This is a genomic window from Corynebacterium sp. HMSC064E07 (genome assembly GCF_001815745.1).
Lineage (GTDB): Bacteria > Actinomycetota > Actinomycetes > Mycobacteriales > Mycobacteriaceae > Corynebacterium > Corynebacterium jeikeium_D.
Window position 1 is genome coordinate 34,378 of the sequence record NZ_KV821824.1, and the last position, 15,976, is coordinate 50,353.

The following is a 15,976-nucleotide window of genomic DNA, read 5'->3' on the forward strand; positions in this document are numbered from 1 at the left end:
GGCCCCGCTACCCAATTACCCAACTACCCAATCAACGGGCCGGCATTGCGCACATCCGCACGGAAAGTCACCCCACCTGCGGCTACCACGCGTTCGCGCTCGATCAGGATTGAACGGAGCGTCGATAAGCGAACTGCGTGCAATTCCACCTCTTTCCACACCACCCGCGCGACATCCAGCCCCGTTGCGCGCAGCGAACGCTCGCGGTAAGTCTCCCGCGTGAGCAGCTTGGACTGAGCCGCGGGCGTCGGCGCGACCTCGCTCGCCGAATACTTGATGTGGCCGTCGAACTCCACGACAAGCAGCAGTTCAGGGATATAAAAATCCACGCGGGCGAGAAAGTGCGGCGGATCGTGGCTGGTGCCGCGAGTCCAGATTTCGGCTTGCTCGTGGAACTTCAGGCCGAGTTCGAGAAGAGCGGCTTTAGTCAGCGCCTCACCGGGCGTTTCGCAACGACCATGACAGACCGCGAGCGCACGATGAAACAGCTCTTGGCCCCGCACGCTGGGATAATGCGCCGGGAGCTCCTCAAGCTGATCGCGCGTGGCGCCATGCCGCAGCGCACCTTCGACAGCCAACACCGCCGCCCGCCACGACACGGACTCCGGCCCCTTCTGCCTGAACCGGACGCGACACTCATCGAAGGCCGCACGCGCGAGCACCGCGACCCGCCGGTCCGCGAGCCCCTGCGTGTGATCCAGATGGATCTCCGAGCGCAGGCGCATGCAATAGTCGATGCCGTGGAACTCCTGACTCCCGCCCACGACCACAATCTTCGCATCGCGCACCAGCACCCACGAACCGTGCAAGGCCAGCGCTGCAGCTCCCGAAATGACGCCTGACGACGTCTCGGAGACCACCGCCAAAGCAGTAATAGCCAGGCGTTTCTCGCGGTGGAGCCCCTCCCAGGCATGCGCGACTACATAGTGACCTCGGCAAAGCCGCTCCAGATAACCGGCCCGCGCTTGCCTTGCGACCTCGCGGTATCCATTCCCCGGCTGGTCATCCGGCCTAATGATTCCAAACTGGTCCGCCACCAGTTGCTTGCGTTTCTTGTTGACCATTTCTCCCCCGCCCCGTGGTTGTTGTCCTGTGGCTGTTGCCCCGTGGTAGTTATTTCGTCCTTATTTTTGTGGCGCTGTTTTGTGGCTCTATTTCGTGGCCTTGGCTTGTGGCACTGTTTTGTGGCCCCTATTTAATAAGGCGCGGAAATTGCCCTCGCGGTTCCATTCCTTTTCGGCTGAGCACCCAGTCGGGGGAAAAACTATTGGGGCTTGCGTGGTTTTTGTAGTTTGCGTGGTTTACGGGACCCGTGTGACCGTGCCCCACGGTCCTTCTGAGCTTGAGGCCGAGCTAGTGCCCAAGTTACTGACTAGGTTTATGACACTTTCGTGGCAAAATTTGTGCTCAAAGTGTCATAAACCTAGTCACTTTCTCCGCGGGTGAGCGCACCCGCTAGTCTTGAGGCATGACTGAATCGGCGCGCGAGGAGCGCAAAGCGACTGGGACCTCTTCTCAGACGAAGAGGCGGCGGCGGAATCGTCGCCGTTCTCAACGCGCGTCGGCAGCGGGCGCGAAAACACCACCAACAGCACCGGCTTCCACCACAACGGACGCAGCCACGACCAACGCAGCTACGCCGGCCTCAACCACCACCGACGCGGCCACGACCAGCGCGGCTATTACCGGCGCAATCGCAACCGGCGCGAGTACCGCTGGCACACCGGCCACAGCCACACCCACACCGGCCACAGCCGAGACCGCCGCAACAAAGGCCGCTGACGAGCACAAGCAGTTCTCGTCGGCGGAGGAAGCTCCTTACGCAATCGTGTCCATCCAGGCCACGGGCATCCACCCCAAGACGTCTCGGCTGGTCAGTCTGGGAGTATCCACCGCCGACAGCAGCGGCAACATCGTGGACACCTGGCATGTCGTCATCAATCCCACCGAAGATCCCGGCCCGACACACCTCCACGGCCTCGAGCCCGCGGACTTCGAGGGGGCTCCGAAATTCGGGGTGATCCAGGCCAAGCTCGCGCACGCGCTCGATGGACGCACGTTGGTTGCTCATAATGCGCCGCTGGTCTGGGGTTTTATAGTTGCCGAGGCCAAGAGGGCCCGTCGTCAAGCGAATCGTGAGCGGTCCGCGCGGAATAAGCGGGGGCGTCGTCGTACGCGCACTCGCGTCGCGCGGATTCCGGCGCCCGCACGGATTGCCGATACGTTGGAAACGGCGCGTCGCCAGGGCAAACGGCTTGACGACGCACGCCTGCGCGCCGTCGCGCGCGCCTATGGCCTCGATGTGCCTTCGCCCGAGGCATCGATTGCTGGCATCTCGGTGCCGGAGCGAGTGCGGACGTTGGATGACGTCACCACCACGCTTGCGCTGTTCCGCGCACAGGGCGAGCTCGATGCGGGCGCAACCCTGAACATGTACACGCCCGACCAGCTGCGCGAAGACATTGTGGGTCTGCAGCGCTCGGCAGTGCGTGTCGACGCGATGGAGGCACCGCGCCCCGTGGAGAACCCCGGCCGCTATACACCGGGGCGGAAGCTCGCGGAGGGCATGGAGTTCGTCGTGGCACCAGAGGTGTCGGTGGACCCAGATGAGCTGATTGCGGCGGGCGTGCGGGCTGGGCTGGCCTACTCGGAGAAGGTCACGCGAGAGTCATCGGTGCTGGTGTGTAACCGACCTGCGGATGTGACACCGGATCAACTGACGGGCAAGGCCATGCATGCCCACCGGAAGGACATTCCGATCGTTTCCGATGAGGCATTCTTGCGACTGGTCGGAGAGATGTCGCCGGCCGCTGTGAAGGACGAGGCTAACGGCTGACTCGGTGGCTGCTCATTGGGTAATTGCAGTGGCACTGGGGCAACGGGCCTGCCGGATAGTCATCTTGTGGAGTCTAGTTTGCAGGCGTTAAGCCCCAGGACCGCGCTGATTCTGTGACGGTTGGAAGCGACGACCTTATAGATAAAGCTCCACAGTTTTGTCAGTGGCGGGAAGAGCAGGAATGTGCCCGCACATCGGAATAGTGCCTTGGTGCCGCCCTCACGCAAGGCGATACCTATCGCCTCGTGGCCGTACCGAAATTCTCGGCCGCTCTTAGCACCAGGTTCACCGACTGCTGCTTCGGCTGGGATTGTGGCGACCGCCGGGGTTGGAAGCATGGCGACCGCCTCAGCTGAGATGTGTTGACGAACTTCCTCTGGCAAGGACTGGTCTTCGGGACTAGCACCAATCATGCGGACACCACTGAGTTTGGCCAGAAGGGTCACGCTTGCCTCGCAGAACCCACAATCGCGGTCGTAGTAGAAAGTGATGTCAGGGTTCATCATTTTTCGGCGGCCTTTTTATACAGACTCTTGCCATTAAGTTTGGTGTGCTCAAAATTGACTAGGACATCAAATTTCTGGAGGTCTTCCCAAATTTCCTTGGCTTGCCCGCGCGACCCAATAGAGCCCGACTTCACGCATTGCAGTAGCACGTGCTCGGTATTGAAAATGTATCCAGCTTCTTGCTTCCGCGCTAGCTCACAGGCATCACCATCATCCATGATGAGCGCAGTGGCTACGCCCTTACCCTGATCTTTCGCATAAAGACAATGGGCGATAGCGATGTACTCTCCCAGGTGTTTAGCTTTGCCCCCTTGAAAGGTATAGCCAGGACCAGAATAGAGGCGAACATAGGGATAAAGTTTTTTGTGGTCATCGTCGAGAACTTCGACATTCGGGTGCCCCAGAAACCAATCCCAGTGTCTCTTTCCGCAGTTGAAGCGCCGTTTATCCAATTTGCGTTCGACTTCATTTTTGACTGCTCCTGGAATGCTGATGGTCATCTTGCCTGCGAAGTCGAGCAAATACTGGTGATTCTTCGAACATACGAAATTAAGAAGTACGCTTGTATCAGCTATTAGGAGGTAACCAGCCATCGTTTATTGGGCGCTTTCTGAACTATCGGGACCATCGCCGAAGAAAGCGTCTAGTTCCGCGAAGGGATCTGCTTCCGTGTCAGCCGCATCCTGATTCTGCACATTCGCATCATGCCTCAATGGCGGTAACTGTGACTGCGATGCACTTATCAGCTCCTTCACCTCATCGACACTGCTCATTTCAGCAAAAGCAATGCTGGGAAGGTCGACTATCCCCTGTTCGTAAGCGCGATATACGTCTTTCACCAACCGCGCTGATGGTTGCACTAGTTCGGAGACCTTTACCGCGCGGTCATAGTCAGCTTTCCAGCCATACCGGGCAGCCAGCGTGGGAGCTGATACACCTTTCAGTTCTTCCGATTGCCCTTCGCTAATGAGGTCTGCGCGCCTCATCTGAATAAGTGCGACTCGCGGCGAAATTTGATACTTGCGAACGACATGGGACAACGCAGCAAGGACGTCACCTCCACCGATAAGCTCGCCGAGGTTCTGGTCTGTTTTCAACCCATCAGTTGGGCAGAGCACATTACGAGCGAAGGCATCAGCACGAACTTCCTGATAATCACGCTTGCCACAGGCGTATATTCCAGGCTCAGAGTGCTCATCATCTGCAACGATTTTCGAGGACTCGAAATCATTGGAAACAAAATGCCCAATTTCATGCGCAACGGTAAACCGCTGACGGTAAGGAACGGATGACTTCGCAATTCCAATGACTGTCGCTCCCGTCACGGGGTCACGCAAAGCAAGTGCATCAACATTGGCTGGTAAATCCAGAATCATAAAATCTGCATTAACCAACTGCATAAAGCCAGCGATGTCGGCGATTGGATCATTTCCTAGGGTGTGCTTCTTGCGGAACTCTATAGCAAGGTCGAGCCCCTCCTTGCTCGCACTGCACATGGGGAACCCTCCTTAATTTTGAGTTAGCAGCACTCGAAGCTGCAGGTAAGGCAAAAGCATCTCCCGCGCTCCCTTAACACTCGCGCCATCCTGTGAAGTGCGGGCCACGGCCTGCACACGCTGGCTGACCGGGTTTTCCTCCACAAGTTCATCCAACGGCACGCCAAGAGCCCACGCAAGCGCCATAACCTGCTCAAGTGAGTAAGTCGCCTTGCCATTTTCCAGGCGACTGACTGCAGATTGCGACACCACACCATCGGTGGCGTCAGCCAAATCACGTGTGGTCATGCCACGATTTGTGCGCAACTGATGCAAGCGCGCGCCGAAGAAGTTGCTTTCTGTATTAGCCATACCTCTTCCCCCTTATCTGCTAGTGGACAGTATAGGGCAACACATGAATCAAAACAATAATTCTTTGATTCAGTGCTTGAATTCGATTCCTCAAATACGCTTTCTCACCTCGGTAATCTCCTTCCTCTCTTCCGCCGCATGACCGCCTAATCCCCGAAGATCAACATGATCGCAATCACCTCAAAGTTCAGATTTCAAGGCTCCGCAGGGAGACCTCCCACAAATCCCATCAGGCCTCACAGGCCTGCTTCTTAGGCCTAGCCCTTTCGTGCGCGTAATATTTACACACATGATAAATGGCACCTCTCCGCAATCGCATTCCGCTGATAGCGCGGATGCCAGCCCGCACGGTACTGCTTCGAGTGGCTCCCGCGACTCGAATAGTTCTCGTGGCCTGCGCGGCACCGGCGCCCGCCTGCGCGCCGGCCTCGCCACATCCGCCGCTCACGCCGCCACCTGGGCTTCCCGGAAGTCCGGTCGCGGCGCGGGTGGCATGATTGGTGGCCTGATTGCGCAGAAGATTGACCCGCGCATTCTGGCTTCCCTCGGCAAGGGACGCCCGGCCGCGATCATCACTGGCACCAACGGCAAGTCCACCACCACCCGTATGTTCGCGGCCGCCATGCGCGCCGCTGGCCACAACGTGGCCACCAACGAGGGCGGCGACAACATGGACGCGGGTATTATCTCCGCGCTGCTCGCCACTCCCGATGCGGACAGCCTGGTCCTGGAGGTCGATGAGCTGCACGTCCCGCACATCGCAGAGGACCTGAAACCGCAGGTCCTGGTGCTGCTGAACCTTTCCCGCGACCAGCTCGACCGCGTCGGCGAGATCAACAAGATTGAGGCCACACTCCGCGCTGCGGTGGACGCTAACCCGCAGGCGACGGTCATCGCCAACTGCGACGACCCACTCATCGCGTCGGCTGCGTGGGATGCCAAGAAGGTTATTTGGGTCTCCGCGGGCGGTGGCTGGACCAACGATGCCACCTCTTCCCCGCGCACCGGCGGCCCCATCATCCAGGACGGCCACAACTGGTACGCCGTGAAGCCACTCCCGGACGGCTCGGAGTTCAAGCGGCCAGAGCCGGACTACCGCATCACTGCGGAGGGAGTCATCACGCCTGCTGGCGACACCCTGCCAATGAACCTCACGCTGCCGGGCAACGCCAATCGCGGCAACGCCACCTTGGCGATTGCGGGCGCTGTCGATATGGGCGCGGACCTGGAGAAATCCCTCCGGGCCACCGAGACCGTCGACAACGTTGCAGGCCGCTACTCCACCATGGTTGTGCGGGATGACAAGGGCGCCGAGAAGCACGTGCGCATGCTGCTGGCCAAGAACCCAGCCGGCTGGCAAGAGGCGCTGTCCATGGTCGATCGCACTGCGGATGCAGTGGTCATCGCGGTCAACGGTCACGTCGCCGACGGCGAGGACCTGTCCTGGCTATGGGATGTCCGCTTCGAAGACTTCGACGGCATGGATGTGTTATCCGCGGGCGAACGCGGAACTGACCTCGCGGTGCGGTTGCTGTATGCGGGCATTGATGCGAGGTTGGTCGCAAATCCGCTGCAGGCGATCCGGTCGTGTGAGGCGCGGGGGTCGTCGTCAAGCGTCACCCGAGTTGAGGTGCTGGCGAACTACACCGCCTTCCGCGATTTGAAGCGCGACATCGAACGAGCACAGGAGGAAAAGTAAATGAGCGAGCTGTCTATCGGCCTGATCCTCCCGGACGTGCTGGGCACCTACGGCGATGACGGAAATGCGCTGGTGCTGCGGCAACGCGCGCGGATGCGTGGGATTGACGCCGAGATTGTCCCGATCAAGCTGGGCGATGCCGTCCCCACTGACCTGGATATTTACACCGTCGGCGGCGGCGAGGACGTCGCGCAGACCATCGCGGTGGAGCATCTGATCAATGACGGCGGCATCAAAAAGGCAGCCGAGGCCGGGAAGCAGATCCTCGCGATTTGCGCGGGCTTCCAGATTTTCGGCAATTCCTTCCGCGCGGGCGGACGCGACGTCGCAGGTCTCGGCCTTGTCGACTGCACCACCGATTCACTCGAGTCGCGCGCGATCGGCGAAATCTGCACGCTCGTCGATCCCACGAACGGTTTGCTTGACGACGTCGACGCCAGCCCACTGACTGGCTTCGAAAACCACATGGGTCGCACGACCCTGGGTGCCGATGCGAAGCCGCTTGGTCGGGTTGTCCGTGGCGTGGGCAACTCCAGCCCTGAGGTAGAGCAGGCGGACTCCGGGATTGCTCCGGGAGTAGACGTTGCTGCACTTAACCCCGCCGGTGGCGTCGAGGGCGCGGTGCAGGGCTCGATTATCTGTACCTACCTGCACGGACCTGTGTTGGCCCGCAATCCGCAGCTGGCCGACCTGATGCTGGCCCGCGCGACCGACCAGGACCTGTCGAGCCTGGCTCCTCTGGACCTTGAGGTCGTGGATAAGCTGCGCGAAGAGCGCATCCTGTCCAAGCCGCGTCCGAAGAGCGAGCGCTAGTTTTGTAGTTTCGCGCGCGGCCGGTTGGCTGGACGGCGGCTAGACCTTCAGCCGGCCCGTCAGCGCGCGGGACAGGGTCAGTTCATCGACGAACTCCAAGTCACCACCGAGCGGCATGCCGGAGGCCAACCGAGTGACCTCGAGATCCGGGAAGTCCCGGAGCAGCCGGGCCAAATAGGTCGCGGTGGCTTCGCCCTCGGTGTTGGGGTCAGTCGCGATGATGACCTCGTGGATTTCTGGGGGTTGGGTCTCGTCGACGTCGTCAAGCACGCCTGCGATACGTTGCAGCAGCGTGCGGATATTGAGCTCGTTCGGACCGATGCCGCCGAGCGGATCGAGCGCCCCGCCGAGCACGTGGTAGCGACCGTTGTACTCCCCCGTGCGCTCGATGGCCTGGATATCGCGCGCCTCTTCAACGACGCACACCAAACCGCGGTCGCGGCGTGTGTCCGAGCAGTACTGGCACACATCGGTTTCCGAAATATTGCCGCAGACCCGGCAGAATTGCACACCCTCGCGCACCCGACCAAGCGCGGATTGGAGCCGGCCGATGTCCTCCGGCTCCGCCTTCATCAGGTAGAAAGCGATACGCTGAGCTGACTTCGGGCCGATGCCCGGCAGGCGCGAGAACTCATCAATGAGATCTTGGAGTGGTCCCTCGAACAATGATAATTACCTACAAATACTGGTCTGAAAAGCTAATTTAGAAACCGAGGCCACCGAGACCGTCGAAGCCCTGGGACAGCGGGCCCATCTTCTGCTCCGCCAGCGACTGCACCTTAGCGGTAGCGTCCTGGAAAGCAGCGAGAACCAGGTCCTGCAGCCCGTCGACGTCCTCCGGGTCAACGACCTTCGGATCAATGGCGATGTCCGTGACCTCGCCCGAGCCCTGCATAGTCACCTTGACCAGACCGCCGCCGGCCTCACCGACGATGGTGGAAGCGACGATCTCCTGCTGTGCTGCCTGCAGCTGCGCCTGCATCTGCTGTGCCTGCTGCAGAATTGCGTTCATATCTGGCTGAGTCATAATTAATGTTCCTAACTATTGTGATCTTTACGTGCTGATTTGTAGTTACGCGCACGCTTCTAAGGCTCATCGCCCATGCTTTACGACGCGCATCGCCGCCCCATTCTAACGGCTCTAGCGGTCTTCCAGCGGTTTGGCTCCCAGCTCCTTTTCCAGCATCTCCATGACCACGTCCTTTAGCGAGCGGTGATCGAGAGACCCGACCTCGTTCGCGGCCTCGAAATACTCGGAGGTGTCCTCTTCGTAGTTGTTGTCCTGCAGGTTTTGGGAAACCGGGTTGTAGGTGGTGTTGGCGTTGGACGGGGTGCGCGAACCGTAGCCCCCTGCGCCCTCTGCGCCCTCTGGCGGAGCGAACTCCTCCATGGGCTCTGGTGGCAGCGGGACGCCGCCGAAGCCCGAATCCTGATTGGCCTGAGCTTGGGCATTTGCCTGGGCATTGACTTGCGCCGCGCGCAGGAACGACTGCGGCTGCGGCTGGTTTGGCTGCTGTTGCGGCTGTTGATGGACCGGGTTCGGGTTCGGCTGAGTCGGTTGGCTTGGCTGGCTTTGCTGATGTGGCTGCGCTGGCTGGTCGTGACCTGCCTGGTGACCCATCGCAGCACGCTTGGCAGCCTCGATTTTTGCGCGGCGTTCCGCAACAGATGCGTAGGCCGACGACCGCTGAGGGCGCGGTGCGGGCTCTGGCTGCGCCTGCGGTTCCGGTTGCGTCGGCTTCTCGGGCTCGGGTGCTTTCGGCTGTGCCGATGCTGCTGGTGTCGGTGCAGGGGCGGTGTCGTTCGGCGAGGACGAACCTCTTGACGACGAATCATCCTCCCCAGCAACGCCACCTGTAGCTGTTGAACGCGGTGCGCGCGGGCGCGTACCGACGACACAGTGCACCTGGCCGTTGAAACCCGTCACCTGCTTTACGGCAGCAGACAGTGCCTGTTCGTAATCAGGCGTATTGAGCCTGGTAGCGAGCGCTCCTGTGCTGTGGCCGATGATGAGCGTATCGTTTTCGACATCGAGTGGCACTGCCTGTTCAGCCAGCACGCGAATGGGGAACGCGTGCGGGCCGTCAACAGCTGCAAGGATGTCCTGCCAGCGCTCGCGGATTTGCTCGATACCGGCGGGTGCAGGTTCGGGCTCCGGCTGTGCTGGTTGCTCCGGCTGTGGGGCCTGAGTTGGCTGTTCAGAGTGTGTTGGCGAGGAAGAGACAACTGGCTCCTCCTCGACAATCGACATGGAGCCGCCTTCCCCCTCACGCTCACGAGTCTGCTGCTCACGCTCCTGTGCAAGCTGCGCCCGAGTCTGCTGCTCGCTAATCCGGGCATGCTCCGCCATCTTCCGACGGAACTCACGAATCTTCTCTGCCTGAGCCTCTTCCTCGGACAGCGGCTGCTCAGCCGATTCAGGCTGCTGCGGTTGTTCGGCCTGCTGAGACTGTTCAACTGATTCGGCCGGCGTAGCCTGCGTAGGCTGTTCAGGCTGCGTAGGCTGTTCAGCGGTCGCAGTAGATGCTTCTGGTGCAGGCTGCGGCTCAGTTACCGACTCCTGCGACACCGGTGCCGCTGGTGCAGACTGCTGCTGAACAGGTTCCGGCTGAGCCTGAGGCTGCGACGGTGCCTGCGCTGACGCTGCCTGCTCAGTACGTCCGCGCTGAGTGACCGAAGCCGACTGCGCACCCTTCTTACGCTGGGCATTCCGCTGGCGCCACGCCTCCCGAGCCGACTGGCCAGACTGCATCGGCGAAGCATCGGCCTCAGCCGCACCCGACCCCGACCCCGCGGCGGAAGACGCCGGTGCCGCTGCGGGGGTTGCGGCCCCCGAGCCGTCGGCAAGCGCGGGCCTGCCGTGTTCCAACGCCTCTACGCGCTGCAGCAGCGACTCCACCGAATCTTCGGTGGCGGGCAGGAGCATGCGCGCGCACAGGACCTCGAGAAGCAGACGCGGCGAAGTCACGCCGCGGAAGTGACGCAGACCATCAGAGAGCACCTGCGTGAAGCGCGTCAGCGTCGCCGGGGGAATTGTCCCGGCCTGCTCCAGGACACCGTCGATTTGGCTCTCCGGAATCTCTACAAGCCCCTGCTCCAGCGCATTCGGCACTGCGGACAGCACCAGCAAATCACGCACCCGGCCAAGCAGATCCGAGGCAAACCGCGCCGGATCCTGACCCGACATAATCACACGCCCGACCACGCTAAACATGGCCGCACGATCGCCCGCTGCCAGCGCCTCAATCGCATCCGTGATGATCACGCTGTCAGTGACACCGAGAATGGCCGCAGACGTTTCATAATCCACGCCATTGGTGCCGGAACCGGCAATGAGCTGATCCATAACCGACAGCGAGTCACGCGGCGAACCACCACCGGCCTGGATGACCAGCGGATACACGTCCGGCTCTACCCGCACGCCCTCGGCCGTGACCACACGCTCAAGCAGCCCGCGCATATCCGGCGGAGTCAACAACCGGAACGGGTAGTGATGCGTACGCGAACGAATAGTCGGCAGCACACGCTCCGGCTCCGTGGTCGCAAAAATGAAGATGAGGTGCTCCGGCGGCTCCTCCACAATCTTCAAAAGCGCATTGAAACCCGAAGCGGTAATCATATGCGCCTCGTCAATAATGAAGATGCGATAGCGCGACTCCGCCGGCTGGAAGATAGCCTTTTCCCGCAGCTCACGCATATCTTCCACACCATTGTGGGAAGCCGCGTCCAGCTCAATAACGTCCAAATTGCCCGGACCGCCCGGCGCTAGCGCACGACACGACGCACACTGGCCACACGGTGTGGCCGTCGGCCCCTCCGCACAGTTCAAACTGCGCGCCATAATGCGCGCCGACGAGGTCTTGCCACAGCCACGCGGCCCGGAGAACAAATACGCATGGTTAATGCGGTTGGGACGCCCCTGCGCATCCCGAGATTCCAACGCCGCCGACAGCGGGTCAGTTACGTGCCGCTGCCCCACCACTTCGGCGAACGATGCCGGACGATACTTCCTATACAGAGCCACGTGCTCAGCCTACCTTCCACCCCGGATCGGCTAGTTCGAACCCTCCTGGGAAACAACCGACTCACGGCACCAATCCCGCAGGTCAGCATCTACTTCGGCCAACTTCTGCATCAGCGCCTGCGGCCCCTGCTGCTCATAAAACACCAGCTCCGCATCCGTAATTGGCACCAGTTGCGTCATCGTGGTCATGCGTCCCTGCGGGGACTCCACATCACCCTCATGCAGGCTGATCTTGCCCGGCATCTCGGACACATTCGGCACCCCGTCGCTCCACACGTACGGCACCGTGCACAGCACGTGCGCCACGGTAAAGGCAGTGCTTGACGACGACTCCCCTACCTCGGCCACCTGATCGGCCGCCAGCCGCACCGCATTCGGAATGACACGGCCCGGAATTGGCGACAGGAACTCCGGCTCTTCCTCCACCAGCGCTCCCGCGGCCGCGACCATGGTGGCCACGGGAAAATCAGCGTATGCGACGGAGAAGAGCTCCACGCGGATATCCGTCTTTGCTGCGCCGGTCAGGCCACAGTAGTTGCGGCCCAACTCCACGGTGGCGGCTGCCGTTTCCGGACGACGCTCGTTCGCTTGGCCGTCCGGCCCGTCGTAAAGCGAGAACTCAGCGACCCGAAGCGGAGCCGAATCGTGTTCCTGCCCGTGCCGACCACTGCCCGGCAGCTCCGTCACATACTCGCTGACCTGGGGTTCTCCGGGGAAAAGCCCGGAGATCCAAAACTTCGTCTCTTCGAAGTTCATATAGTCCTATCCCGACCTAACCGGCCTACTTGGCCTACGCAGTCGCCTTCTCAGCGGCGGCGAGCAGCACACAGGTAGCGACGCCATCCATAGCGACCTCGAGCTCCTCCATCGGAGGCAGCGACGGTGCCAGGCGGATATTGCGATCATTCGGATCCTGCTTCAGCGGGAAGGAAGAACCAGAACCGGTCAGCGCAATGCCGGCCTCCTTAGCCAGCTCCACCACGCGACGAGCAGTGCCATCAACCACGTCGAGGTTGATGAAGTAACCGCCGGTCGGCTTCGACCACTCTGCCACGCCGTACTCCGTCAGGCGCTCATCCAGAATCTGCAGAACCTTCTCAAACTTCGGAGCCAGCGAACCCGCATGACGGCGCATCTGCTCGCGCACACCCTCCGCGTCACCGAAGAACTTGGCGTGAGCCAGCTGGTTGACCTTGTTCGGGCCAATGCCGCGGATACCAGCGTGCTTGAGGTAATCCTCCAAGTTGGCGTCCGAGGAAGCGTAGAAAGCAATGCCAGCGCCTGCGAAGGTGATCTTCGAAGTCGAGCCGAAAGCCCACACGCGGTTCGGGTTACCGGCCTCTTCCGCCCACTTAATGACGTTGTGAATCTCCGGGAACTCATCCGTCAGCGTGTGAACCATGTAGGCGTTATCCCACATCAGACGGAAATCCGGAGCGGCGGTCTCCATTTCAACCAGACGGCGGCAGACCTCAGCGCTGTAGGTCACACCCGTCGGGTTGGAGAACATCGGGACATTCCACATGCCCTTAATCTGCGGGTCGGAGGCAACCAGCTTCTCCACGACATCCATATCCGGACCGTCTTCGTTCAACGGCACCTGAATCATTTCAATGCCGAAGTGCTGCGTGATAGCAAAGTGCCGGTCATACCCCGGAACCGGGCACAGCCACTTCAGCACCGGCTCCTCGTTCCACGGGCGCTCCGAGTCCACGTTGCCGAACTGCATGGCCCACGAAATCAGGTCAAACTGGATGTTCAGGCTGGAAGCATCCTGCGCCAGGACGTTTTCCACCGGCAGATCCATCAGTTCCGCCCAGATAGCGCGGATATCAGTAATGCCCTTGGCGTTGCCGTAATTGCGGACATCCTCCCCAGAAGCCGAAATGTAATCCGGCGCCGGGAGACCCAGCAGGGCGTTTGCGAAATCAAGCTGTTCCGACGACGGCTTACCACGAGTCAAATTCAGTGCGAGGTTGCGGGACTTCAGTTCCTCATATGCCTTCGCAAACTCATCCTTGTGTGCCGCCAACTGCTGAACATCGAAGGAATCCACGGCCATGGTGTACGCACCCTCCCAGGTATCGGACATAAGTTAAAACCTGACAAAACTGGCACGGAAAGCTTTTTCCCCGCGCCGCATCCGGCTTTGCAACCAAGTGTAAGGCATACCCCGGATTGGGATTTCTACAACTTCCCCGACAGCGCATCCAGACGCTGCTTACTCGGCCCCTCCAAGCCGATAATTTCTACCTCTTTGCCCCGGTCAGCAAACTTGACCCGCACGGAATCTAACGCCGCCACCGTGGAAGCATCCCAAATCTCAGCCTCAGACATATCGATGACAATCCGCTGCGCAGGATCGGTGTAGTCGAATTGGTACACCAGGTCGTTACTGGAGGCGAAGAACAACTGACCCCGCACCTTGTACGTCCGGGAGTGGGCGCTGGGGTCGTCGTCAAGCACTTCAATCCTGACCAGGTGAGCGACACGGCGCGCGAACATCAGCGACGCCACGACCACACCCAAAATCACCCCGATGGCGAGGTTATCCGTCGCCAGCGTGGCGATGACCGTCACCAGCATCACCGCCGTCTCCGAACGCGGCATCAGGCGCAACGTCCGCGGGGAAATCGAGCGCCAATCGACCGTGTCCACCGACACCACGACCATCACCGCAACCAGCGCCGCCATCGGAATCACTCCAACTGCAGAACTGAGCAGAAGGACCAGAATGAGCAGGAAGACACCGGAAAAGAGCGTCGTCAAGCGAGTGCGTCCCGACGATTCCTTCACACCCACCATCGTCTGACCAATCATCGCGCAGCCAGCGATACCGCCGAAGAAACCGCCCGCGATGTTCGCCACACCCAGCCCCCACGTCTCGCGGGTCTTGTCCGAATGCGTATCCGTGATGTCGTCCACGAGCTTCGCCGTCATCAGCGATTCCATGATGCCGACAATCGCCACGCCCACCGAATACGGCGCAATCAGCTGCAGAGTCTCCCAGGTCAGGGGCACATTCGGGATCAGCAGCTGCGGGAGGGATTCCGGAAGCTCGCCCATATCGCTCACGTTCGGCACGCGCCAATTCGCCAACACCGCAACAAGCGTGACGACGATCACCGTTACCAGCGGAGCCGGAATCGCGGTGAACACGCGGGGCAGGAACACCATAATCGCAATACCCAGAGCGACCAGCGGATACACCAACCAGGGCACATCGATGAGATGCTCGAGCTGCGCAGTGAAAATGAGGATACCCAGCGCGTTAACAAAGCCAATCATGACCGCGCGCGGAATGAAACGCTGCAGCTTAGCGATACCCAGCGCCGCAAAAGCAATCTGCAACACACCCGCGAGCAGCACCGTTGGAATGAGGTAATCCATCCCGTACGTCCGCGACAACGGCGCGACGACGAGCGCAACCGAACCAGCGGCAGCAGTAATCATGGCCGGGCGGCCACCCGTAAAGGCAATCACAATGGCCATAATCACCGAGCTAAACAGCCCCACCGCCGGGTCCACGCCCGCCAGGATGGAAAACGAGATGACCTCGGGGATTAGCGCGAACGACACCGCAGCACCGGCCAGCAGCTCGGTGCGCAGGCGCTTCGGTGAAGAAACTGCGAACCGGAAGGAGTCCCACACGCCCATTGGCGCTGGGGTTTCTCGGGTTTCTGGTGGTCCTGGAGTTTCTAGCGGTTCTCGTGTTGTCTGTGGTGGCACTCGCGTGTCGTCTGCATCGCTCATGCACAGTATTCTGCCAGACCAGCGAACGCGAAACGCGACCACTTGTGGCCAAGGTATTCACCTATCGATGCGCTGCAGCGTGGCCATAAGTGAATAGCTCATCGATAGGTGAAATGGCCTGGCCAATTTCGCGGGGATAAGTGCCGAAAAAACATCGATAGGTCACAGGAAACCGCCGACAAGTGCCCGAAACCTAGCCATAAGTGCCAGAAGAACGCCGGGGATAAAAAAAGGGGACCCCACGCACCCGTCAGAGCTCGCTGACCCTTGCTGCATTCCTGCCCTGGGGGAGTTCACGAGATGGACGCCACATGGGATCCGTGAAGACAGCCTACTACAGGCCCACGCAAAAAGTCACACCACAAGCATTCACCGCGCGGCTTTATGCAGCGCCGCCACAAGATCCGTGACCAGTTTCGTGACAGCTTTCATGACAGTTCCCCGCCTCCCCGCAGCCCCGGCATAGGGTTAAGTAAAGAAAAGTGTGTCCGCATGCCA

14 protein-coding genes and 1 other RNA gene are annotated in these 15,976 nt (G+C 60.6%); 3 read left to right on the forward strand and 12 right to left on the reverse strand.

Features of this window, described 5'->3' with window-relative positions:
- Positions 1–23 precede the first annotated feature (23 nt).
- Complete coding sequence (locus tag HMPREF3053_RS07955; RefSeq protein WP_049171181.1) at positions 24–1,064, reverse strand: hypothetical protein; 1,041 nt, start codon at positions 1,062–1,064, stop codon at positions 24–26.
- A 404-nt stretch (positions 1,065–1,468) separates the two neighbouring features.
- On the opposite strand from HMPREF3053_RS07955, the gene HMPREF3053_RS07960 reads away from it, so the two are divergent.
- The gene (locus tag HMPREF3053_RS07960) at positions 1,469–2,836 is read left to right on the forward strand and encodes an exonuclease domain-containing protein (RefSeq protein ID WP_083317234.1); all 1,368 of its coding nucleotides are present in this window, start codon (positions 1,469–1,471) and stop codon (positions 2,834–2,836) included.
- A gap of 59 nt (positions 2,837–2,895) precedes the next feature.
- Here HMPREF3053_RS07960 and HMPREF3053_RS07965 read toward each other — a convergent pair whose 3' ends face one another.
- The 4 genes from HMPREF3053_RS07965 to HMPREF3053_RS07980 all read right to left on the reverse strand — a co-directional run bounded on the left by HMPREF3053_RS07965 (position 2,896) and on the right by HMPREF3053_RS07980 (position 5,189).
- On the reverse strand, positions 2,896–3,342 hold the full coding sequence (locus HMPREF3053_RS07965; protein ID WP_049190150.1) for a thiol-disulfide oxidoreductase DCC family protein: 447 nt from the start codon (positions 3,340–3,342) through the stop codon (positions 2,896–2,898).
- Positions 3,339–3,842 (reverse strand): PIN domain-containing protein, encoded by a 504-nt coding sequence (locus HMPREF3053_RS07970; protein ID WP_141746274.1) that lies wholly within the window; start codon positions 3,840–3,842, stop codon positions 3,339–3,341. Before HMPREF3053_RS07970 ends, HMPREF3053_RS07965 begins: the two co-directional genes overlap by 4 nt.
- Positions 3,843–3,938: 96 nt before the next feature.
- On the reverse strand, positions 3,939–4,838 hold the full coding sequence (locus HMPREF3053_RS07975) for an ImmA/IrrE family metallo-endopeptidase (protein WP_049190155.1): 900 nt from the start codon (positions 4,836–4,838) through the stop codon (positions 3,939–3,941).
- A gap of 12 nt (positions 4,839–4,850) precedes the next feature.
- Positions 4,851–5,189, reverse strand: a complete 339-nt coding sequence (locus HMPREF3053_RS07980) for a helix-turn-helix domain-containing protein (protein WP_049190157.1) — start codon at positions 5,187–5,189, stop codon at positions 4,851–4,853.
- A 289-nt stretch (positions 5,190–5,478) separates the two neighbouring features.
- Between HMPREF3053_RS07980 and HMPREF3053_RS07985 the strand changes: the two genes are divergently transcribed.
- Both HMPREF3053_RS07985 and HMPREF3053_RS07990 read left to right on the forward strand, forming a co-directional pair.
- Positions 5,479–6,888 (forward strand): MurT ligase domain-containing protein, encoded by a 1,410-nt coding sequence (locus HMPREF3053_RS07985; protein ID WP_246819391.1) that lies wholly within the window; start codon positions 5,479–5,481, stop codon positions 6,886–6,888.
- Positions 6,889–7,701 (forward strand): type 1 glutamine amidotransferase, encoded by an 813-nt coding sequence (locus HMPREF3053_RS07990; RefSeq protein ID WP_070767549.1) that lies wholly within the window; start codon positions 6,889–6,891, stop codon positions 7,699–7,701.
- Positions 7,702–7,740: 39 nt separating this feature from the next.
- Here the strand turns inward: HMPREF3053_RS07990 and recR are convergent, their stop codons facing one another.
- From recR to ffs, 7 genes are all read right to left on the reverse strand, one after another.
- Positions 7,741–8,367, reverse strand: coding sequence for a recombination mediator RecR (recR, locus tag HMPREF3053_RS07995; protein WP_005511888.1), 627 nt, complete (start codon positions 8,365–8,367; stop codon positions 7,741–7,743).
- A 37-nt stretch (positions 8,368–8,404) separates the two neighbouring features.
- On the reverse strand, positions 8,405–8,728 hold the full coding sequence (locus HMPREF3053_RS08000; protein ID WP_005511884.1) for a YbaB/EbfC family nucleoid-associated protein: 324 nt from the start codon (positions 8,726–8,728) through the stop codon (positions 8,405–8,407).
- Positions 8,729–8,842: 114 nt separating this feature from the next.
- Positions 8,843–11,725, reverse strand: coding sequence for a DNA polymerase III subunit gamma and tau (locus HMPREF3053_RS08005; protein WP_070767550.1), 2,883 nt, complete (start codon positions 11,723–11,725; stop codon positions 8,843–8,845).
- Between the two features lie 30 nt (positions 11,726–11,755).
- Positions 11,756–12,481 carry a suppressor of fused domain protein gene (locus tag HMPREF3053_RS08010; RefSeq protein WP_070767551.1) on the reverse strand — a complete coding sequence of 242 codons (726 nt, stop codon included), beginning with the start codon at positions 12,479–12,481 and terminating at the stop codon, positions 11,756–11,758.
- A gap of 34 nt (positions 12,482–12,515) precedes the next feature.
- Positions 12,516–13,787: an aspartate aminotransferase type Ic gene (locus HMPREF3053_RS08015; RefSeq protein ID WP_210400045.1), complete on the reverse strand. Its 1,272-nt coding sequence runs from the start codon at positions 13,785–13,787 to the stop codon at positions 12,516–12,518.
- 125 nt (positions 13,788–13,912) lie between these two features.
- The gene (locus HMPREF3053_RS08020) at positions 13,913–15,382 is read right to left on the reverse strand and encodes a SulP family inorganic anion transporter (protein WP_070438855.1); all 1,470 of its coding nucleotides are present in this window, start codon (positions 15,380–15,382) and stop codon (positions 13,913–13,915) included.
- Between the two features lie 324 nt (positions 15,383–15,706).
- Positions 15,707–15,801, reverse strand: an RNA gene (gene ffs / locus HMPREF3053_RS08025) — signal recognition particle sRNA small type.
- Positions 15,802–15,976 lie beyond the last annotated feature (175 nt).